General features: G+C 32.0%; 22 protein-coding genes. All 22 read right to left on the bottom strand.

The annotated features are described in order from the left end of the window. Positions 1-8 precede the first annotated feature (8 nt). The 22 genes from fliY to dprA all read right to left on the bottom strand — a co-directional run bounded on the left by fliY (position 9) and on the right by dprA (position 20,410). Entirely contained in the window at positions 9-1,232 is a 1,224-nt protein-coding gene (fliY, locus tag N4A57_RS15160; protein ID WP_293658872.1) for a flagellar motor switch phosphatase FliY, read from the bottom strand. 1 nt (position 1,233) lies between these two features. Further along, the gene (gene fliM / locus N4A57_RS15155) at positions 1,234-2,220 is read right to left on the bottom strand and encodes a flagellar motor switch protein FliM (RefSeq protein ID WP_293658871.1); all 987 of its coding nucleotides are present in this window, start codon (positions 2,218-2,220) and stop codon (positions 1,234-1,236) included. A gap of 17 nt (positions 2,221-2,237) precedes the next feature. After that, complete coding sequence (locus tag N4A57_RS15150) at positions 2,238-2,654, bottom strand: flagellar basal body-associated FliL family protein (RefSeq protein WP_293658870.1); 417 nt, start codon at positions 2,652-2,654, stop codon at positions 2,238-2,240. A gap of 22 nt (positions 2,655-2,676) precedes the next feature. Then, positions 2,677-3,417 (bottom strand): flagellar motor protein MotB, encoded by a 741-nt coding sequence (locus N4A57_RS15145; RefSeq protein ID WP_293658868.1) that lies wholly within the window; start codon positions 3,415-3,417, stop codon positions 2,677-2,679. Continuing rightward, positions 3,418-4,203, bottom strand: coding sequence for a flagellar motor protein (locus tag N4A57_RS15140; RefSeq protein ID WP_293658867.1), 786 nt, complete (start codon positions 4,201-4,203; stop codon positions 3,418-3,420). It abuts the gene before it with no gap. Between the two features lie 22 nt (positions 4,204-4,225). Next, the gene (locus N4A57_RS15135; RefSeq protein WP_293658866.1) at positions 4,226-4,426 is read right to left on the bottom strand and encodes a flagellar FlbD family protein; all 201 of its coding nucleotides are present in this window, start codon (positions 4,424-4,426) and stop codon (positions 4,226-4,228) included. Between the two features lie 48 nt (positions 4,427-4,474). Beyond that, positions 4,475-5,956, bottom strand: coding sequence for a flagellar hook protein FlgE (locus N4A57_RS15130; RefSeq protein ID WP_293658865.1), 1,482 nt, complete (start codon positions 5,954-5,956; stop codon positions 4,475-4,477). 77 nt (positions 5,957-6,033) lie between these two features. Then, complete coding sequence (locus N4A57_RS15125) at positions 6,034-6,393, bottom strand: TIGR02530 family flagellar biosynthesis protein (protein ID WP_293658864.1); 360 nt, start codon at positions 6,391-6,393, stop codon at positions 6,034-6,036. Between the two features lie 11 nt (positions 6,394-6,404). Beyond that, the gene (locus N4A57_RS18535) at positions 6,405-6,860 is read right to left on the bottom strand and encodes a flagellar hook assembly protein FlgD (RefSeq protein ID WP_330671533.1); all 456 of its coding nucleotides are present in this window, start codon (positions 6,858-6,860) and stop codon (positions 6,405-6,407) included. 10 nt (positions 6,861-6,870) lie between these two features. Next, entirely contained in the window at positions 6,871-8,181 is a 1,311-nt protein-coding gene (locus N4A57_RS15115; RefSeq protein WP_293658863.1) for a flagellar hook-length control protein FliK, read from the bottom strand. Between the two features lie 17 nt (positions 8,182-8,198). Next, positions 8,199-9,446, bottom strand: a complete 1,248-nt coding sequence (locus tag N4A57_RS15110) for a hypothetical protein (protein WP_293658862.1) — start codon at positions 9,444-9,446, stop codon at positions 8,199-8,201. A 9-nt stretch (positions 9,447-9,455) separates the two neighbouring features. Beyond that, positions 9,456-9,899, bottom strand: coding sequence for a flagellar export protein FliJ (gene fliJ, locus N4A57_RS15105; protein ID WP_293658861.1), 444 nt, complete (start codon positions 9,897-9,899; stop codon positions 9,456-9,458). 13 nt (positions 9,900-9,912) lie between these two features. After that, positions 9,913-11,220, bottom strand: coding sequence for a flagellar protein export ATPase FliI (gene fliI, locus N4A57_RS15100; protein ID WP_293658860.1), 1,308 nt, complete (start codon positions 11,218-11,220; stop codon positions 9,913-9,915). Then, a complete protein-coding gene (locus N4A57_RS15095; RefSeq protein WP_293658859.1) occupies positions 11,221-12,003 on the bottom strand; it encodes a FliH/SctL family protein in 783 nt (260 codons plus the stop codon). After that, the gene (gene fliG, locus N4A57_RS15090) at positions 11,987-12,997 is read right to left on the bottom strand and encodes a flagellar motor switch protein FliG (protein ID WP_293658858.1); all 1,011 of its coding nucleotides are present in this window, start codon (positions 12,995-12,997) and stop codon (positions 11,987-11,989) included. The genes N4A57_RS15095 and fliG overlap by 17 nt, the downstream gene beginning before the upstream one ends. A gap of 11 nt (positions 12,998-13,008) precedes the next feature. Next, positions 13,009-14,559 carry a flagellar basal-body MS-ring/collar protein FliF gene (fliF, locus tag N4A57_RS15085; protein ID WP_293658857.1) on the bottom strand — a complete coding sequence of 517 codons (1,551 nt, stop codon included), beginning with the start codon at positions 14,557-14,559 and terminating at the stop codon, positions 13,009-13,011. Between the two features lie 27 nt (positions 14,560-14,586). After that, positions 14,587-14,901 carry a flagellar hook-basal body complex protein FliE gene (gene fliE, locus N4A57_RS15080; RefSeq protein WP_293658856.1) on the bottom strand — a complete coding sequence of 105 codons (315 nt, stop codon included), beginning with the start codon at positions 14,899-14,901 and terminating at the stop codon, positions 14,587-14,589. After that, complete coding sequence (gene flgC, locus N4A57_RS15075; protein WP_293658855.1) at positions 14,891-15,331, bottom strand: flagellar basal body rod protein FlgC; 441 nt, start codon at positions 15,329-15,331, stop codon at positions 14,891-14,893. The genes fliE and flgC overlap by 11 nt, the downstream gene beginning before the upstream one ends. A gap of 6 nt (positions 15,332-15,337) precedes the next feature. Next, a complete protein-coding gene (gene flgB / locus N4A57_RS15070; RefSeq protein WP_293658854.1) occupies positions 15,338-15,751 on the bottom strand; it encodes a flagellar basal body rod protein FlgB in 414 nt (137 codons plus the stop codon). Between the two features lie 336 nt (positions 15,752-16,087). Next, positions 16,088-16,867, bottom strand: a complete 780-nt coding sequence (codY, locus tag N4A57_RS15065; protein ID WP_293658853.1) for a GTP-sensing pleiotropic transcriptional regulator CodY — start codon at positions 16,865-16,867, stop codon at positions 16,088-16,090. Between the two features lie 318 nt (positions 16,868-17,185). Continuing rightward, positions 17,186-19,258 carry a type I DNA topoisomerase gene (topA, locus tag N4A57_RS15060; RefSeq protein WP_293658852.1) on the bottom strand — a complete coding sequence of 691 codons (2,073 nt, stop codon included), beginning with the start codon at positions 19,256-19,258 and terminating at the stop codon, positions 17,186-17,188. A 72-nt stretch (positions 19,259-19,330) separates the two neighbouring features. Continuing rightward, entirely contained in the window at positions 19,331-20,410 is a 1,080-nt protein-coding gene (dprA, locus tag N4A57_RS15055) for a DNA-processing protein DprA (protein WP_293658851.1), read from the bottom strand. Positions 20,411-21,089 lie beyond the last annotated feature (679 nt).

The following is a 21,089-nucleotide window of genomic DNA, read 5'->3' as shown; positions in this document are numbered from 1 at the left end:
ATTTTATTTTATTTTTTGTTTTGTTTTATTATATCTGTAACTCTTATACCATAGTTCTCATCAATTACTACAACTTCTCCCTTTGCCATAAACTGTCCATTAACTAGTATATCTAGAGGCTCTCCTACTAATTTATCTAGTTCTATTACTGTTCCTGGAGAGAAGGATAATATTTCACTAATTTTTTTTGTAGTTCTTCCAAGTTCAACAGTAACTTCAAGTGGCACATCTCTTATTAATCCAATATTTCCTCTTTCTATATAATTTGGTTCATTATCAAATGAATCAAATTGTACTGGTTGAACATTAACAGGTTGTGACCTATTTACTTGAGCAGTACTAGCCAAAGTTGGTTCATTCCTTTCTATAGGTGTATTATATAGAACACCTGGAGAAGCTTGAGTATTATTTGAACTCATATCTATATTATCATATTTTGTAATATTATTGCTATTATCTGTAGATTCTTCTTTTAAATTTATTTCTTCTTTTACATCTTCACTTATGTCTACAGTTCCCATGGATGCTTCATATAAAGTCCTTACCATATCCTTTGCAAACTCTATAGGAATAATTTGCATTATTTCACTATCTATTAAATCTCCTATTTCCATTCTAAAAGCTACTTTTACCACATCATCGCTATAGTCTATAAAATCAAAGGATTCTAAGCTTTTAGCAAAGTTTACAGATGTGGCCTTTGGTGGATTAATATCAATCTTACTATTAAACATTTCTGATAGGGATGTGGACGAAGACCCAACCATTTGATTCATAGCTTCACCAATGGCACTTAAATGAAGTTCTGTTAACTCACCAGCAGTATTTGTTCCATCTCCTCCCATCATTAAATCGGTTATTATCTTTACATCCTCTTCCTTTAAAACTAGAAGGTTTGTTCCCTTTATTCCCTCTTTATAACCTACTTCTACTGCCACGAAAGGAATAGGATATTGATCTGCCAATTCTACCATACTAAGCACAGTTACTTTAGGAGTAGTTATATTTACCCTCTGCCCTAGTAAAGTAAACAATGTGGTAGCAGAAGTTCCCATACTTATATTTCCCATTTCACCAAGTGCATCCTTTTCATCATCTGTAAGGATATCACTATTAGAATTGTTACCCTTAGCTAAGTTATTCGTCCCAGAATCACTAGGAGTTGAAGCTGGTGCTTGAGAAGTTCCATTAAGTAGGGCGTCTATTTCTTCCTGCGAAAGCATGTCTGCCATATTATTCATCTCCTTTCGTAAGGACATTTTCAATTCTTATAGCCATTTTATTGCCCTTAGTTCCTATTTTCCCTGTATACTTTAAGTTTTTACCTACATACACTTTTGCATCTTGTTTAATAGTTGCATCTATTGGTATAACATCTCCTATTTGTAACTCTAGAAAATCTCTTACAGTTATAGAAGAGGTTCCTAATATGGCCTTAACTATTATGTTACTTTTCTCAATTCTCTTTTCTATGATTTCTTCATCTTCTTTTGTACTTTCTTTTGTTTTAGTATTAAACCAAAACTTTGTATTAAGTTTTGGAAGTATGGGTTCTACTAATATATGTGGTATACATATATTCATCATACCCTCAATTTCTCCTATCTTGATATTTAGAGTCACTAATGCTATGGTTTCATTTGGAGAAACTATTTGAGCAAATTGAGAATTAGTTTCTATCTTTTCGATTTTAGGTCTTAACTCAATTACATTTTCCCAAGGTTCCTTTAATAATTTTACCATTTCTCTTACTATCTTTTTTAGTAAAGATAATTCAATTTCAGTAAATCCTCTTTTTTCCTCAAAGGCATCACCATTCCCACCTAATAACCTGTCCACAAAGGAAAAGGCTATATTGGGTCCTATATCAAGTATTATTTGACCCTCTAGGGGAGAAAAGTCAACAATTCCTAGTATAGTTGGGTTTGATATGGAATTTGTAAACTCATAATTAGATAATTGTTCTACACTTATCACTTCCACACTTACAAGACTTCTTAAATATGCTGATAAGAAATTTTTTAAAAGCCTTGCGTAGTTTTCATGGATAATATGTATAGTTCTTATCTGATCTTTAGGGAATTTATCAGGTCTTCTAAAATCATAATCTTTAATTTTTACTTCGTTTATTTCTTCTTTGATTTCTTGTGCATCTACTTCCCCTGTGCTTAATGCTTGCAAAAGCTGGTCTATCTCACTTTGTGACAGTACATCTGACAATTAAATTCCCCCCTCTACTATTGAACTATGAACTCTACGAAAAAGACATCCAGTATTTCACTTGAGGGCACAATTTTTTTGATTTCCTTTAAAATTTCTTTTCTTAAAGCTTCCTGTCCACCAACTACTAGTAAATCTTCCTCACTCTTTTTGCCTAATATTTCCAAAACCCCATTTTTAATTTTAGAATTCTTCTCTTTGAATTTTTCAACTAATTTTTCATCGGAAATTTCAACATCCATGTTAATCTTCAAAATTCTCCTACTGTCTTGTACATTGGCATAAATTTCTCCCATTGAATGGGTATATGTTTTTATTTCTTTAGGTTTTTCCTGTTTATTCTTTGATGTTATATAAAATACAGTTCCACCAAGGACAAGTGCAGTTATTATAAACCCTATTACGCTATACATTATAACTTTTTTAGTAGTCATTTAATCCACCCTTTATCTAGTATTATGATTGTGAAAAATCAGAACGTAAAATTAATATATCTACCCTTCTATTCTTAGATTTATTTTCCATAGTATCATTTGGTGCTACAGGATGATATTGGCTATATCCTGAGGCTGATAGTCTTTTAGGCTCCACATATGTATCTTCTATTAAAAATCTAACCACATTAGAAGCTCTTGAAATGGATAATTCCCAATTGGTAGGATACTTTTTAGACCTAACTATTGGATCTGAATCCGTATGACCTTCCACAGTAATGTATTTAGATTTGAATTCTTCCTGTTTAATTATATCTCCTAAAAATCTTAAGGTTTCCTTTGCGTTCTCTTTAAGTTCTGCTTTCCCTGAACCAAAGAGTACATTTTCATTAAGTCGTATTAAAAGTCCTCTTGATTCTAATTCTACAAAAATTTCATTTTTCATATTGTTTTCTTCTAAGTATTTATTTATTTTTTCCTCCATTACCTTAAAATCACGAATTTCTTTCAATTGTTTCGTTAATTTATCCTCATTTAAGCCCTTATCAATGTACTCACTCCCATCAATAGTTTTTCCTGCATGTAATACACCTGCTGATCCTTGAAAAGATTTCATAACAGCAGTGAACTTACGCTGGTCTATTGTGGAAAATGCAAATAATAGTACGAAAAAGCATAATAATAGGGTCATCAAATCACTAAAGGTGGTCATCCATTCGGGAGCTCCACCCTTTGCTTCTTCAGGTTTCTTTTTCTTTGCCATCTAACCTTCAGCTCCCTCTGAACCATCTCCTAGTCCCTTTCTCATACCTGGAGGAAGGAAGGATTCTAGTTTTACCTCAATTATTCTTGGATTTTCACCAGCTTGTATTGACAATAAGCCCTCAACCATAACTTCCTTTATTAACATTTCTTCCTTACTTCTTAATTTTAATTTTGTAGCTATAGGTATAAATACCAGGTTTGCTAAAACGGCTCCATAAAAAGTAGTAATAAGTGCTACTGACATCTTAGGTCCTACAGATGTGGGATCTTCTAAACTCTGTAACATGTTTATTAATCCAATTAGGGTTCCTATCATACCAAAGGCAGGGGCAAAAGCTCCTAATGCGTCAAATATACTTCTTCCTTCCCCATGTCTTTCATCTATAAATGCCAGTTCTGTTTCTAATATGTTTCTAACTAACTCTGGGTCTGTTCCATCTACTATAAGCATTATTCCCTTTTTTAGAAAATCATCATCAATTTTCGATGCGGCTTCCTCAAGGGCAAGTAACCCTTCCCTTCTAGCCACATTAGCAATTTCTACAATTTGATTTATACTTTCTTGATAATTAATAGAACCACCCTTAAAGGCCTTTTGGGCTACTTTAAAAGCAGCCTTTACCTTTTCCATTGGATAGGCTACAAACAATCCTGCAATAGTTCCCCCAATAACAATAAGTATAGAAGGCAGGTTGTAAAATGTTAAGATACTTCCATCTAGTAGTATACTTCCAACTATTAATGCCAATCCTAAAACTACCCCAATAACACTTCCTAAATCCAATCGTTACACCTCATTTCTATAATTATTGTTTCACAGTGAATCTGTTATAAATATTTCTTTTATATTCTATAATCTTTTCTATTACTTCACTGTCCCCTTCTAGGACTACTATTTTTTTACCTGAAGTTAAAGTAATTGTAGTATCTGGATTATTTTCCACAGATTCTATTAATTCACAATTTAAAATAAATTCTTTTCCATTCAATTTTCTTAGCCTAATCATTCTATCATCCTTTATTAGTTGCAGGCTAAAAAAGCCTGCAACTATTTATTACCTTTTAATATTTACCAGTTCCTGAAGCATTTCGTCCGTTGTGGATATTATCTTAGAGTTTGCTTGAAAACCCCTTTGGGTAGTAATCATATTAGTAAATTCCCTAGCCATGTTCACATTAGACATTTCTAGATTTCCAGGATTTAATTGAGCAAATCCACCGGCTCCAGGCATTCCTACTACAGGTTCTCCAGAGTTTCTCGTCTTTATAAACATATTAGACTGGGTCTTTTGAAGGCCTGCAGGGTTACTAAAGTTTGTAAGTCCAATTCTTCCTAATACTCTACCTTGCCCATTTGAGAAAGCTCCCACGATTTCTCCACTTGGAGATATGGAATATCCATCTAGTTTTCCTTGAGGGTATCCCTTTATTGTAGTTGCAGCTGCATTAGTTTTGCCTGAAAACTGAGTAAGTTTACTAAGGTCCATTTCAAAACTTAGTGCTGCTGCCCCTGCCGTTAAATCCGTTCCGATAGTAAATGGCATTTTTGAATCCCCAACTACATTTCCATTTTTATCAAATTCCAAAGTGATTGGCTTTCCTTTAAATCCGTTAGAGCCGTTACTGGCTTTTCCATCCGTGTATGAGGTATTCGTTTGTCCATCTATTAACATGGCTCCGTCATCATCCTTATAAAAGGCATGTACTTCCCATGTACTTTTAGGATCATCACCAGCTGTAGAACTCTTCTTTGCAAAGATTAGATTTATTTCATGTATATTCCCAAAATCATCATATACCTTCACAGATGTGGTTCCACCTAAGGCAGGTTTAAGAGCATCATTTTCTTGAGTATATATGGGATGTCCAGCTGCCTTACTCCTTGCCTGATTGAAATTATATATTCCCTTATCAGCACCAGTTGCTATTACCTTGGCAGTACTATCTAGTTTATTTAATTCCTTTGTTCTTGAATCTAAATTTCCTGTAATTGTAACTATTTCTTCCCCTTCAATAGGAGGATCAGAAGGTCTTGTAGCCTGAGGAGGATATACAGCTGAAAAATCAATTTTAAGCCCCTCTATGCTAGTTTTAAGCCTTCCTGTCTCATCTGCCATGTAACCAAGGACCTTAAATCCATCCTGAGTAACTAGGTTACCGCCCCCATCTACTAGGAAGTTTCCTGCTCTTGTATAGTATCTATTTAGGGCATTTGCATCATCTGATACCATGAAAAATCCTTCTCCATTTATCATTAAATCAGTAGCCCTATCAGTTCTTTCTAGGGATCCTCTAGTGTGTACCACATCTATGGCTCCCACATCTACTCCTAAACCTATTTGAACTGGGTTAGTACCACCACGGCCACCTTCTGCTCCACTGGCACCCTTTACTGTTTGGTTAAATGTTTCTTTAAATGTTACCCTTGACCCTTTAAATGCCACCGTATTCACATTGGCAATATTATTCCCTATTATATCCATCTTCATCTGATGTGCACTAAGTCCAGACACAGCAGCGTACATTGAACGCATCATAGTTTATTGACCTCCTCATATTTGCTGTAATTTGTCTTATCAGTCATTCAAAGACTAAGCCTCCTCAAAAGGTCCAGCTATAGGATTACAGCCCCATCTATATTAGTAAATATATTATCCGTCAAATCATTTTCTGTAGTCACAGTGATTATGGTTTTGCTTGACACATTGGCAATCACTGCCTTTTTATTCATTAATATTAATGAATCCTTAATTCCCTTTTGTTTTGCCTTATGTAGAGCATTTTCTATTTTATTGATTTCTTCTTTATTAAAATCAATTTTTCTGCTTTCAATTCTTTCTTTAGCATGTTTAGAAAATTTGACCTTATTATTATTTTCTATTTCATTTAGTATGTTACTAAAATTTTTGTTTTGGTAGTTAGAATTTTGTATTACAGAATTACTTCTAATTAAAGGATTATTATTAATTTTCATAATTAATCTACCTATTCCTTATTGCCATCTGATGAATTTGTTTCTTCAGTGCTACTTCCATTGTCTCCATCACTACTATCTCCATCACCACTGTCTCCATCATCAGTTTTATCCTTTAATATATCTAGCATTTCTTTGCTTATATTGTAATTTAACTTTTGGATTTCAAGGCTTAATCCATTGTAAGACTCCATCTTCTCTGTAAAACCTTTCATAGTATCATTTAGATTTTGTGTTTGTTCTAAAGCACTAAACTGGGCCATTTGAGATATGAATTCTTTGTCATCCATTGGTTCTAATGGATTTTGGTACTTAAATTGAGTAACTAATAAATTTAAAAAATCATCCTTTCCCAACTCACCATTTTTATTAGTATCCTTTTTAGAATTATTATCAGAATCATCCATTGGATTTTTCTGGCCAATAAATTCATACCAATTTTGACCTTGTATCTTATCTACTGCCATATTCTACCTCCTATCCTAAGTTATTTATAGATCCTGAATGGATCAGATCCATACTGGTTTCATGTAACTCTTCATCTATGTTGTCATCCAATTGAATTCTTGTTCTTCTCCTATTATTTCTAAAATTCATAAATTGTTGAGTTGATTCATTAGAATCATCTTTACTTACATCCACACTAAATTCACCTATGGAAAAGCCCTTTTCTTCTAGAGCATCCTTTAAACTTTGGAAATTAGATTCTATAGTTTCCTTTACCACTTGATTTTCAGCTACTATTTTTGCCACTACCATTTCTCTTTCAACTTCTATTTTCATAGTAATTTTACCTAAGTGTTCTGGTTTTAAGTTTATAGTCATTTCAGATCCATTTTCCTTAAGGTTTACACTGGCCTTTTCTACTATCTGTTCAATCACTTTAGTAGGCTCCACTTGCGTAGTTATGTTATTTTGAACTTTAGGTAACTGATCTATAAGGGGTATATCCTTTACATTTACATTTACGTTTTCATTTCTTAAGTTATATATATCTATTTTTTCATTTTTTGTAAAGCTTTCTTCTACTTTCTCACTTGGAAACTGAAGGTTATTCTCTCTGCTACCTTCTTTATGTCTCTTTTCTGATTTTTCCTCGTTTTGAGGAGAGCTTTTCTCCTTATTTACTTGGACAATCTTATTAAGTTCATTGTCAAAGGATACCTGAACTTTTTCATTTTCATTGTTTTGAGCATATTCTTTTATATTTTTTAGCAAATCTCCTGTGATTTTTTTCATTTCATCACCAGTCAATTCTAGTAAAGAACCTCCATCTAATTCACTTTCCAATATGCCCTTTATTTTTTCATATAACTCAGAATTATTCATAAAGCTGTCATTTTGTTTCAATAGATTTTTTATTTCTTCCAGATTCCCCATGATAGTTTCTTGTACTTTTACTTGATTTTCATCTAGTGCTTTATTAGTACAAATTTCTATTGAACATATGGCTTCATATAGACCTATGAGCTTATCCACCTTTTCACTTAAATCTTCGTCTTCCCCAATGGGTTCTTCTATCTCATCAGTTGATTTGTCATCACTAACTTTATCATTAGGTTTTTTAATCGTAGAAACAGAACCTTCATCATTGTTACTTTTTTTATTAATTTCATTATTCTTTTCACTTACTTTGTCCTTTTCAGGTTCAGACTTTTTATGGGCTTCATTTAGCTTTTTTCTAAAATCATCATGTTCATTGAACTTTGATTCTATCTTTTCCTTGTTATTTCCCATTAGGATACTATTTGTTTCTAAAAATGAATTTTGTTTTAAATTTACGTTCATCCCTTTTCACCCCCTCTCTAGTTGGGTAATGCTAATCCCTTTGATATATCTGATGCTAAGCTAGTATCTAGGTTAGCTAAGACATTACCTATGGTTTGTTGTTTTAATCTTCCTAGTAAGGATATGGCTATTTCTTTATCTGATATGTTAATTACTTGTCCATTTTCTAATTGAAATATTTTTTCTCCATTTCTGTTTCTATAAAGTTTTTCAATTATGTTTGCAATATCTGTTTCTGCCATTTTTGAATAGACCCTTTCAAGTTCCCCTATTCTTTCATTATATTCAGTATATATTTTTACAGCTTCCATCAAACTAGGTGTTAATGTATCTTCGTTCTTTTCTAATATTTCGTCATTTTTCATCTGATTTAGTAGTTCATATATAAATTCTTTATCTTCTATGAAGGCTATAACTTCACCACTTTTTTTTACGTCCATATTTCTATATATGGTAGATAATTCATTAATCTTATATTTTTTTGTGTTTCCTATAATTTCTACTAGGTTTTGTGCAGTTTCTGCATTATATATTTTAGCATATTTTAATAACTCTTCTTTTCTATTTTTTACTTTTGCCAGTTCATTAAGGAACTTCATCTTTTTTTCTGAATCATAATATTGTAAAAATTTATCTACTTCTTCTTTTTCAAAGTTATTAAGAATTTCTATAGCATCCTTATCCTTCATATGCCCAATGGTCTTTGCCATGTTTTCATAGGTTATTTCCTTATTTTCTATTTGTGATTCAATATCCTTTACCACATTAGCCCTAGATAAGTTTTCATAGTACTTTGCCCTATCTCTTAAACTATTTTCTAATTCATTGTCTATTTCTTCAATTGTAGCTATCAATATGTCCTTTTTCAAGTTTTTATTTCTCATATTTTCTAATACATCATTAGTTTTTCCCTTATCTATGCTTATCATTTTTTTAATCAAATCTGAATATAATTCTTCATCTTCCTTTTGTATAATTGTTAATTTATCTGAAGCCGTATTAATATCTAGTGTATTAAAATAATTAGCTATAATATCCTTTTGTACTTCTCTTTCTTCTTTAGTGGGAATACTTTCAAAATATTGACCTACAGCACCTGGAGCTTTTTGTAGATATTTATTAGCATTATACTGAAAATTCTTGTTAGTACTATATATTCCTCCAAATATTAAAAGTGGCATTATGGTAAATACACTAATCACAATCCCTATTATCTTAAATATGGATAATCCTCTTTTTTCCTTCGTATTATTATCGCCAGACATCTTCTCCCCCTAGTTGCTTTTAAAATTCTTATATGTTACTAATTCATCTACTAAAAGTATTTCTTGTTTCTTTTCCCATTCTATGAATTTTTCTCTTTCTTTTTCCTTAAACTTTTCCATTATTTTTTTTTCTTTAACAGCCCTAACTAATTCTTCTCTTTTTTCATTAACTCTACTTTTACATACTTGAATATCCTTTTCTTTTTTTTCTATATTAGTACTCAAGCTATTCATATAAGAATTGTATTGTTGTAAGAAAGTCACATTAGTTCCTTCTTTTACCCTATTGTTTATAACTCCAATACAATTATTTTTTTCATCTACCAAGGAATTTAGCTTGTTTTTTTCAATATCTAATTCCCTTTGAGCACCTGCCAATCGACCTTTAGCAGACTCTTCCATTCTTTCTTTAATCTGTATAATATTTTCATATTTAAACTTAAATCCACTCAATTTTCACACACTCCTAATCAAATATGTTATTTAGTTGTTTCATGGATTCTTCAAAGTTTATCTTTTCATCTATTCCCTGCCTTAAAAATTCATTTATCTTGTCAATCATTTTAATTGAATAATCGATTTTAGGATCACTACCTGGCACATAGGCCCCTATATTAATTAAATCCTCCGCTTCTTTATATGTGGCCAATGTATTTCTCAATTTATTAGCACTATTTTTATGATCTTCCTTTGCTATGTTAGGCATAACCCTACTTACACTTCCTAATATATCTATGGCAGGATAATGGTTTTGATTCGCAAGCTTCCTTGACAAAACAATATGGCCATCTAAAATACCCCTTACCGTATCTGTTATAGGTTCGTTTAAATCATCCCCATCCACCAATACGGTATATAGTGCAGTAATGGATCCATCACTTGAATTTCCTGATCTTTCTAATAATTTTGGCAATGCGGCAAATACAGAAGGTGTATACCCCCTTGTAACAGGCGGTTCTCCTACGGCTAATCCGACTTCCCTTTGGGCCATGGAAAATCTAGTTAGAGAATCCATTAATAACATAACATTTTTACCTTTATCCCTAAAATATTCAGCTATTGCTGTAGCTATCAGAGCCCCCTTCATTCTTACAAGGGCTGGCTTATCTGATGTGGCCACCACCAATACGGAACGTCTTAGTCCTTCTTCCTTCAAATCATTTTCTATAAATTCCCTTACTTCCCTACCACGCTCTCCTATTAGGGCTATAACATTTATATCAGCCTTAGTATTTCTTGCAATCATTCCCATTAGTGTACTTTTACCCACACCACTACCTGCAAATATTCCTATTCTTTGTCCCACTCCACAGGTCAGTAAACCATCAATAGACCTTACTCCTAAGGATAGGGGCTCCCTTATTTTTTTCCTTGTCAGAGGGTTAGGTGGTTGATTATTAACTGGATATATCTGTTTAGTATCAAATGCCCCCATGTCGTCTATGGGATTTCCCATTCCGTCTAGTATTCTACCAAGGAGTTCATCTCCAACCTTCACACTTAATAAATTTCCTGTTGCAACAACTTTACTTCCTGGGCCTATTCCATCCATCTCCCCTAAAGGCATGAGTAGGACTTTAGAGTCATTAAATCCTACCACCTCAGCCTTTATTGATCCTGGACTTTTTAATGGATAGATTTCACATATTTCTCCCAGGTTTACAGCTGGACCATTAGATTCTACCATCAATCCAACTACTCTAGATACTTTTCCTGTATACTTTATTAAATCCATATTTTCCAAAGCATTCTCATACTTTAAAAAGTTTATCATCTAGGCACTTTCCTCACTCTCTAGCATGTCATAAAATAGTTTTTCAATTTCTTTAAACTGAGTTTTTACACTTGAATCTATACTTCCCGAACTAGTTTCTAGTATACAACTCCCCCTTTGTAATGATGAATCCTTTTTGATTCTTATATTCTCCACATTAGGAATTAAACATATTATTTTATTTTCCAAAGTTTTCACCTTATCATAATCATCTTCACTGACCCTTATGACTATTTCCTCTGTGTAAGCACACTTGTCTATCGCAGATTTTACAAGACCTAACATATAATCATCATTTTCATCCATCTCCTTATTTAATACCTTATCTACTATATCCATAATGAGATTTATGGCTTCCTTTTCAGTTTTTTCATATAGGAGTTTTTTTTCTTCTATTAATTTCTTCTTTATTTCTAATGCTTCCTCAATATGATGATCAGTTTCTTTCTGCCCCTTCTCATATCCATCCTTGTAACCAAGATCTTTTCCCTGTAAATAACCTTCATCATAACTCTTTTTCTTCAATTCATTGGCTTCGTCCCTAGCCCTTTGAATTATGTCTTGGGCTTTTTCCTCAGCTTCCTTGTGCCTCTTTTCTGTAATCAAATCTAACTGAGCTATTTTTTTTTCATATTCTTCTTTATATAAGCTGTCATAATCAATAATTTCTCTTTCTTCTGTCACAGCTATTTCTTCTACTATCTTTCTTTTTTGGTTTATCAATTCCTTAATATTTCCTACAGTAACTATTGAAGACTTATAGACCCTAGACAATGATCTCATCGCCTCCTCCTCTTGCAATTATAAGCTCACCAGCTTCTTCTAATTTCCTAATTATATTAACAATTTTTTGTTGAGATTCTTCCACATCACGAAGTCTAACAGGTCCCATAAACTGCATATCTTCTTTTATCATTTCAGCCATACGCTTAGACATATTCTTAAATATAATTTCTTGTACTTCTTCTGTGGATCCCTTAAGTGCAACAGCCAAATCATTATTATCCACATCACGCATAAATCTTTGGATAGATGATCCATCTAATGTAACCACATCTTCGAACACAAACATCCTTTTCTTTATGTCCTCTGCTAACTCCACATCTTCTACTTCTAATTTTTCCATAATAAACTTTTCTGTTCCCCTATCAACGGCATTAAGTAGGTCAACAATAGCTTGTATACCACCTGCCGAAGTGTAGTCTTGAGTAACCATAGATGCTAATTTGTCTTCTAATACAGCCTCCACTTCCTTAATTATTTCTGGTGTGGTTCTATCCATAGTAGCAATTCTTTTAGCAACCTCAGCCTGTTTATTTTGTGGTAAAGAAGACAATATTTGTCCTGATTGATGGGGCTCTAAATAAGAAAGTATTAAGGCTATAGTTTGAGGATGTTCGTTTTGTATAAAATTTAATAATTGATTAGCATCTGCCTTTCTAGCAAAATCAAAGGGCCTTACTTGTAAGGATGCTGTTAATTTATGTACTATGTCAAAGGCCTTTTGTGAACCTAAGGCCTTTTCTAGTACTTCTTTAGCATAGTTTATTCCACCCTCTGAAATATATTCTTGTGCTAAACAGATCTCATAGAATTCACCTAAAACATCTTCCTTTTCCTCAGATGTTATTTTTCTCATATTAGCTATTTCTAAAGTTAATTCTTCTATCTCATCCTCACTTAAATGCTGAAATATCTTAGCTGACTTATCTGGCCCTAAAGATATTAATAGTACTGCAGCTTTTTCCTTACCTGTCAATTCGCCTTTTCGAGCCATTTTTATTCCTCCTACTCTTCATTTAACCAATTCTTTAATAATTGAGATACGGCCTGAGGATTTTTCTCTACAAATTTATTTATCTGCTTTTTATACTCAGACTTTTCACTTATTTCTATTTCATCAAATTCTTCATCAATCAATATATCTGTAGGCATGTTTCCTTCTGCCTCTTTATTTTTCCTTCTATTTCTTATACTGTATATTATAAGTCCTAGCAAACCAATTATAAATACTCCAATTATTCCTAAGGCCCAAACTGGAATATCCTTTAGTACAGTCATTCCTCTATTATTATTTTTCATTTCTTCAAATCTGTCAGCAACAGTATTATCAAAACTTTTCCCCATTACTTTTACAACTTTAGTGTCTAATCCTGCCGAGGCAGATACTATATCTATTATTTCATTTCTATTTTCATCAGTTAACTCTTTGCCGGGTAATATGTTACTATTTATTAATACAGCAACTGTTATATCCTTTATTTGCCCTTGAGCCTTAACTAATTTTTTCCTAGTTTCATTCAATTCATAGTTAATAGTCTTATTATTTTTATTATATTCAGACCCACTAGAAGTTCTCTCTAAATACTGGGGTATCTCACCTTCATTAGAATCCACACCTGGTACGCCTCCACCCATGGGACTATTAGTAGATTTTTCACTAGATTCATTCATACTTCTTACTAACCCATTTGTTTCATCCTTAATAGGAGGTTCATATGCCAGTACACTTGTTTCTTCACTGTCAAAGTCTAATTTTACATTTACCATAACAGCCACATTTCCATTTCCATAAACGGTGGCTAAAAATCCAGTTATATCTTCCCTAAGTTCATTTTGAACCTTTTCTTGCAAGGCCATTTGAGTTGATGCATCAAATTCTTCTCCATCATTCCCTTTAGTAAGGACTTCTCCCTTGTTATTAACAATTGATACGTCCTTTGCATCTAAACCCTTAACGGAATTTGTCACAAGCATTACTATTCCATCTACTTGCTTTTTATTTAATCTATAACCTTCTTCTAACTCAACAAATACTGATGCCTTGGATTTTTTGTCATCAGTCATAAAATTACTATCATCTGCAATTGTTAAATCTACCCAGGCCCAAGTTATTCCTTCGATAGCTTCTATAGTTTTTGCAATAGAATTCATCTGTGCTATTTCATATCTATTTTTTCTTTCCTCATTAGTCATTGTTAAACTAGAATTTGTAAGCATACTTTCATATGAAAATCTTTCTCCTGGAATTCCTTCAATGGCAAGTTGTGCCTTTGCCTTATTTTTGTATTCCTTAGGTACAAGTACACTTTTCCCTGTTTCATCATCTTTCCAAGGTATACCCACCTCATCTAATTTTTTAGTTATTTCCCCTGCTTTTTTAGGATTTAATTCATCATATAAAGTTACATATTGGGGTCTAGTCAGATAATACATTAAGAAAGCGATACTTAAAACCATTATAAGTGCACTTACACCGATTCTTATCTTCTGCTTTTTGTCCATATTAGTATAAAATTCATTCAACTGTTTTTTCGTCTGTTCTAGGACGTTGCCCATTGGTTCACCTCATTCCACTACTTCTTCCTATACTTGTAATCTCATTATTTCTTTATAGGCGTCTAGAACCTTATTCTTAACCTCTATCATGAACCCTAGAGCTACTTCCGACTTCTGAGCTGCTATCATGACCTGGTGAATATTATCAAGTTCATCCACAGCAGCCTTTTTTTCTAGATCTTGAGATTGTGCCTCATATTCATTTACTTTATTTAAATAATCCTTAAAATAATTACCAAAATCTGTACTTACCCTATTAGATTTTTTATTTTCCAAATTATTACTGCCATTTATCATTAGGTTGTTAACTTTCAAAATAAAACCCTCCAGTTTACTTTCCAATTTCTAGTGCCTTCATAAGCATTCCCTTTGTAGAATTTATTGAGGTAATATTGGCCTCAAAGGATCTTGTAGCTGATACCATATTGATCATTTCCGTTACAACATCCACATTAGGCATCTTCACATATCCATCCTTATCTGCATCTGGATGTCCTGGCTCATATACCATTCTAAAGGGTGATTTATCTTCAACAATAGCAGACACTTCTACTCCACCACCACTTTGGTTTTGCCTGTTTGATTCTCCTTTTAAGACCTCATCAAAACTCGGATTCTTTTTTTGGAATACAGCCATTTGTCTCCTATAAGGTGATCCATTGCTTGTTCTTGTAGTATTTGCATTAGCAATATTTTTAGATATAATATCCATTCTAAGTCTTTGAGCTGTCAAACCTGATGCACTTACGTTTATTGAATTAAATAATCCCAAAGATTACTACCTCCCATCTCTTACTAACATTTTCATTTTCTTAAAATCACTTGAAATTCTTTGTGCAATCATATTATACTTAATAGTATTTTTAGCCAAATTTGCCATTTCCACATCTATGTTCACATTATTTCCATCTTTTCTATATGTACTGTTCATATCCTTTTTTATCTGAGGATTAATCCCAGTCACTTTAATTCCACCATTTATAGGAATATGCTTTTCATTTGTAGTTGTACCCACAATATTTTCATCTTTGAAAAGTTCATTTTTCAAAACAGATTCAAATTCAACAAATTCTCTTTTGTAGTTTGGCGTATCAGCATTGGCAATATTATTAGATATGGTTTTATTCCTCGCCCAGCTAGCATCTAAAGTTTTTTGTAATATATTAATCCCTTTAAGAGATTTTTCTAACATTGATTTTTTCTCCCCCTCAACATTTTTTTACATTTTTTTCATTCATTAATTTACTATTCTACATAATAGTTTTTTTTCCTTCTTTTTTTACTAATATTATAATACAAAATAGGATTTTTTCCTTGTTCCTTTATTAACATTATAATACATTTTTTGCTATTAATCTTCCCTTTTTATTAGAAATGATAATATAGTACTATTTATTGTTAATTCATATAAATTTAGACATATATGTATTTTTTTTACATATATGCCTAAAAATAAAAATATATTTACCTAAAATTTATCATAGGAAAAAAGCAATCCGCTTCATAACAGTCAGATTGCTTTTTAAAGTTATTTCTTAAGTTTTTCTAACTCGTCAATTAATTTTTCATTTAATATTTTAATGTGAGTTCCCTTCATTCCTAGGGATCTAGATTCTATAACTCCTGCGCTTTCAAATTTTCTTAAAGCATTAACAATTACGGATCTTGTAATGCCTACTCTATCAGCTATTTTACTAGCTACTAAAAGACCTTCCGTTCCGTCTAATTCATCAAATATGTGCTCTACAGCTTCAAGTTCTGAATAGGATAAAGTTCCTATGGCCATTTGTACAACTGCTTTTTTTCTAGCTTCTTCTTCAATTTCTTCACTCTTAGCCCTTAAAATTTCCATTCCCACTACAGTAGCACTATATTCAGCTAATACTAAATCTTCATCCACAAAATCCTTATCTTGTCTCGATAAAATTAATGTTCCTAATCTTTGACCACTTCCATTGATTGGTACTATTGTAACTAATTTATTTGAAGTCTCAGTATCATACTTAAATATTTCTAACATTTTTTCTCCAGTCACATTGTATTTCGTGTCCAAAATTTTTAGCAACTGTTCATTATACTCAGTAGGAAATTTCTGAGTTCCCGTATCAGAATCAAGAACTATGGGATTTTCACTTGGGTCTACTAAATTCACCCCTAGAATTTTACCTCTTTTACTAGATACATATACATTAGAATCTAATACATTGCTTAAAGTTTTGCATAACTCTGAAAAAGAAACAGGTACATTTCCTGATTGCTGTAATATCTTATTTAACTTTCTTGTCTTTTCTAATAGTGTAATTGACATTTATATCCTCCTCCTGCTCACGTTTTATCTTATAGTATATAATCCTTCAGGTCATTTTCACTTATTTCATTTTTGAAATCCATGTAGCCTTATTACATGATATGCCCCTTAACTCCCTTTGCTCGGAAAGTACAGTAAACCTTTACCCGTTGGTTTGAAATATTACTAATTTAGTTTATCTTCTTTTAAGTAATACTTTTTTATTTTTTATCTTAGAATATTCCAGTAAATTATTCATTTTACAAACCAATGGCTATGTTACCACATTTGTCATATTAATTCAAGAAAAATTTTTTTTAAATTTCAAAAATGAATTACCTATTCTTCCTTTTCTAATATGATTTTATATCCACATTCTTTGTTTAAACATTCTTTAACCCTATCTTTTTTCCTTATTTTTTCAGCCATTAGACTTCCACATTTTTCACACTTTTCATCGATTGGTCTACTCCAAGATACAAAATTGCAGTTTGGAAAAGAACTGCACCCATAAAAAAGTTTTCCTTTTTTAGATCTTCTTTCTATTATGTCTCCTCCATCACACTTAGGACATTTCACACCTATTTTCTTCACAAAAGGTCTTGTATGTTCACATTCTGGATAACCGGAACAAGCTAGAAAACGTCCATATCTTCCGTATTTTATAACCATGTTTTTACCACAGTCTTCACAGATTTCATCAGTTTCTTCTTCAATCAACTCTATTTTTTTTATTTCTTCTTCTGCATGCTCTAGAGTTTTTGAAAATGGATTATAAAAATCATCAATTACTTTTTTCCAATCTATTTCAGTTTCTTCTACCTTATCTAACTGCTCTTCTAATTGGGCTGTAAAATATTCATCTAATATATCATTAAAGTATTCCTTTAATAAATCTGTAACTATTATTCCCAACTCTGTAGGTTTTAAAGCCTTACTTTCACGTTCTACATATCCTCTAGATAATATAGTAGATATGGTTGGAGCATAAGTACTTGGCCTTCCTATTCCCTTTTCTTCTAATTCCTTTACCAAGGAAGCCTCTGTAAATCTAGCTGGCGGCTGGGTAAAATGTTGAAGTGGGTCTATTTTTTTTGCCTTTAGCTCATCTTCTATTTCTACTTTAGGCATTTCCTCTTCCTTCACAGTAGTATATGAATATACCTTTAAAAATCCATCAAATACATTTTTTGAACCTGAGGCTTTAAATAAGTATCCATTATTAATTATTTCTATAGAATAACTGTCAAATATGGCATCCTGCATTTGGCTGGCTACAAACCTTTCCCATATTAGCTTATATAGCTTATTTTGATCTTTAGTCAAATACTTTTCAACACTTTTAGGTGTCCTAGATACTGAAGTAGGCCTTATGGCTTCATGGGCATCTTGAATCTCCTTTTTAGTCTTTTTCTTTTCTTTGTACTCACCTAGATAGTCTTTTGTATAATTTTCTAGAATAAACTCCTTTGCATCCTTTTTAGCTTCTTCAGATATTCTAGTAGAATCCGTTCTAACATAGGTAATCAAACCAACTGTAGCTCCTCTTTGAAGATCAATACCTTCATATAACTGCTGAGCCACACTCATGGTCTTTTTAGTACTAAATCCTAATCGATTAGATGCTTCCTGTTGAAGACTACTTGTAGTAAAAGGATTTCCTGGTTTTCTCTTTTTTTGCCTAACCTTTATGTCCCTTACTTGAAAATCTTCATTTAATTTTTCTAAAATATTATCTACTTCTTCTTTGTTATTTAATTCTTTTTTACCTTCAGTGTCTCCATAAAACTTTGCAATAAACTTCTTGCTTCTACCTTTAGAAAGACCAACCTCTATCGTCCAGTATTCTTGGGGTTGAAAGTCATTTATTTCCTTTTCCCTATCACAAATCATCTTTGTTACTACAGACTGTACCCTTCCAGCACTAAGACCCTTTCTAACCTTTCTCCATAACAGGGGAGATATACTATACCCAACTAATCTATCTAGTACCCTCCTTGCTTGCTGTGCATCTACTAAACTTTTATTAATAATTCTAGGTTTTTTCACTGCTTTTTTTATAGCATCTTTAGTAATTTCATTAAATTCAATTCTACATTTTTCACTTTCATCTATAGATAATATATTGCATAAATGCCACGATATGGCTTCACCTTCTCTATCAGGGTCTGTCGCTAATAAAACTTTCTTTACCTTTTTATATTCTTTCTTTAACTCTTTAATCACAGGCCCTTTTCCTCTTATAGTTATATAATGAGGTTCATAATTATCCTCTATATCTATTCCCATTTTACTTTTAGGGAGATCTCTTACATGTCCTACCGACGCTAAAACTTTATAGTTTTTTCCCAAAAACTTACCTATAGTTTTTGCTTTTGCAGGAGATTCCACTATAACTAAAGATTTTCCCATGTATTCACCTCCATTTGTAAAAGCAATAGTAATTATATCAGAAAACTTTTTCCATTTCAAAATTTACTAATCTTACTTTATAAAAAATTTATTCCCTGGTAAAGTTTCTAATACCCCTTTTAGTTCAAGAAAAGTTAATATGGTACTTATATTTTGAATATTCCACTTCTTATCTTTTTCAATTTTCTCAATACTAACGGGTTGATTATCTTTTATGTATTCATAAATTTCCTTTTCACTATCACTTAAACTGACTTCCTTTTTATTCTTATCACATATATTTTCTAATTGAAGTTCTTCTAATATATCATCTACACCAGTAACTAATTTAGCTCCATTTTGTATAAGTTTATTAGTCCCCCCACTAAGTAGAGCTGTCACATTACCTGGTAATGCGAAAACTTCTCTTCCTTGTTCTAATGCATAATCTACGGTTATGAGAGTTCCACTCTTTAAGGCAGCCTCTATAACAACAACCCCCTTTGCCATACCACTTATTATTCTATTTCTCCTTGGAAAATTTCCAGGTATAGGTTTAGTTCCTATGGGAAATTCAGATATGACAGCCCCATTTTCTATTATTTTTTCCATTAATAATCTATTTTCATATGGATAACATATATCTACACCAGTTCCTAAAATCCCATAGGTTATTCCTCCATTTTCAACACAGGCCTTATGGGCTATAGTATCAATTCCCCTAGCCATACCACTTATAATGATAATTCCCTTATGGGAAAGTTCTTTAGAGATCTTATAGGCCATAGTTTTTCCATATGTTGATGCTCTCCTTGACCCAATTATGCTAATTATATCACATTTTTCCTTCTCTATACTTCCTCGCACGTACAAAACAGCAGGTGGATTATATATATTCCGTAAAAGATCTGGATATTTTTTATCTTTTATACTTATTACGCTTATATTATTCCTATGGATAATTTCACCTAATTTTTCTAATTTATTTTTCTTTTTACCTATTATTATATTTTCTACTACCTTTTCTTTCAAATTAAATTTTTCTTTATATACATTAACATTTCCATCATAAATGTCTTTAGCACAATCTTTTTTTAATATTTTCCTTAAGGTAGCATTTCCAATTCCGTCTATGCTATGTAGCCATGCCACATAATGTTCTTCTTTATACATAATATTAACTACTCCCTATCTTTACTATTATAAAAATAAGTTTTATCCAAAAGATATTTAATAATACATATATACCAAATTTATATCCTCATGAGTCAGGCATATTCATGTCAATTATAGTCCTATTAATAATTTTTCTTCATTCTTCAGAAAATTTTGAGTTCCAACAATATGTGACAATGAAACCAGACCTTCCATTTAGCCTTTTAACAAGATAAACTTGCACACATGTACTCCTAGTACCTCTTATCATCCCACGGACCATTTAAAGCCCTTAGGTTTGAAATTTCATTTTTAAAATACATATTTTTCAAAGATCTATTCTTTTACTAAATTCGTATTTATTTAAGGCATACGAAAATATTAAAGGCCTCATTTACCCTAGTATTTAAATATGGTATAGTTATATACCTGACGCTCCCACGCCTAAAGGCATGGGGTTCTTAAATATGTTAACTTCCCTTATACTCTCAACATAAGGCTTACATTATTACTAAATGCTCATGACTACAACATTTAAGGACTAATTAATTTTTTCAAGACTTTCATTGACAATAATCCCAACGGACTAATTAGCGACAATTTAAGGCTCACATCAAAACCTTCTATATTTAAAAATTAGATTCCCATACTGGATATTAATTTACTTTTACTATTTTTAATCCTTTCTATTTCTATA

The sequence above is a fragment of the Anaeromicrobium sp. genome (genome assembly GCF_025210435.1).
Lineage (GTDB): Bacteria > Bacillota > Clostridia > Peptostreptococcales > Thermotaleaceae > Anaeromicrobium.
This window is presented reverse-complemented; position numbering and strand designations above follow the sequence as displayed.

Excerpts from the sequence above, each read along its gene's own strand:
- fliY (WP_293658872.1), bottom strand. The coding sequence starts at position 1,232 with ATGGCAGACATGCTTTCGCAGGAAGAAATAGACGCCCTACTTAATGGA.
- N4A57_RS15150 (WP_293658870.1), bottom strand. The coding sequence starts at position 2,654 with ATGACTACTAAAAAAGTTATAATGTATAGCGTAATAGGGTTTATAATA.
- N4A57_RS15145 (WP_293658868.1), bottom strand. The coding sequence starts at position 3,417 with ATGGCAAAGAAAAAGAAACCTGAAGAAGCAAAGGGTGGAGCTCCCGAA.
- N4A57_RS15135 (WP_293658866.1), bottom strand. The coding sequence starts at position 4,426 with ATGATTAGGCTAAGAAAATTGAATGGAAAAGAATTTATTTTAAATTGT.
- N4A57_RS15130 (WP_293658865.1), bottom strand. The coding sequence starts at position 5,956 with ATGATGCGTTCAATGTACGCTGCTGTGTCTGGACTTAGTGCACATCAG.
- N4A57_RS15125 (WP_293658864.1), bottom strand. The coding sequence starts at position 6,393 with ATGAAAATTAATAATAATCCTTTAATTAGAAGTAATTCTGTAATACAA.
- N4A57_RS18535 (WP_330671533.1), bottom strand. The coding sequence starts at position 6,860 with ATGGCAGTAGATAAGATACAAGGTCAAAATTGGTATGAATTTATTGGC.
- N4A57_RS15115 (WP_293658863.1), bottom strand. The coding sequence starts at position 8,181 with ATGAACGTAAATTTAAAACAAAATTCATTTTTAGAAACAAATAGTATC.
- N4A57_RS15110 (WP_293658862.1), bottom strand. The coding sequence starts at position 9,446 with ATGTCTGGCGATAATAATACGAAGGAAAAAAGAGGATTATCCATATTT.
- fliI (WP_293658860.1), bottom strand. The coding sequence starts at position 11,220 with ATGATAAACTTTTTAAAGTATGAGAATGCTTTGGAAAATATGGATTTA.
- N4A57_RS15095 (WP_293658859.1), bottom strand. The coding sequence starts at position 12,003 with ATGAGATCATTGTCTAGGGTCTATAAGTCTTCAATAGTTACTGTAGGA.
- fliG (WP_293658858.1), bottom strand. The coding sequence starts at position 12,997 with ATGGCTCGAAAAGGCGAATTGACAGGTAAGGAAAAAGCTGCAGTACTA.
- fliF (WP_293658857.1), bottom strand. The coding sequence starts at position 14,559 with ATGGGCAACGTCCTAGAACAGACGAAAAAACAGTTGAATGAATTTTAT.
- flgB (WP_293658854.1), bottom strand. The coding sequence starts at position 15,751 with ATGTTAGAAAAATCTCTTAAAGGGATTAATATATTACAAAAAACTTTA.
- codY (WP_293658853.1), bottom strand. The coding sequence starts at position 16,867 with ATGTCAATTACACTATTAGAAAAGACAAGAAAGTTAAATAAGATATTA.
- topA (WP_293658852.1), bottom strand. The coding sequence starts at position 19,258 with ATGGGAAAATCTTTAGTTATAGTGGAATCTCCTGCAAAAGCAAAAACT.
- dprA (WP_293658851.1), bottom strand. The coding sequence starts at position 20,410 with ATGTATAAAGAAGAACATTATGTGGCATGGCTACATAGCATAGACGGA.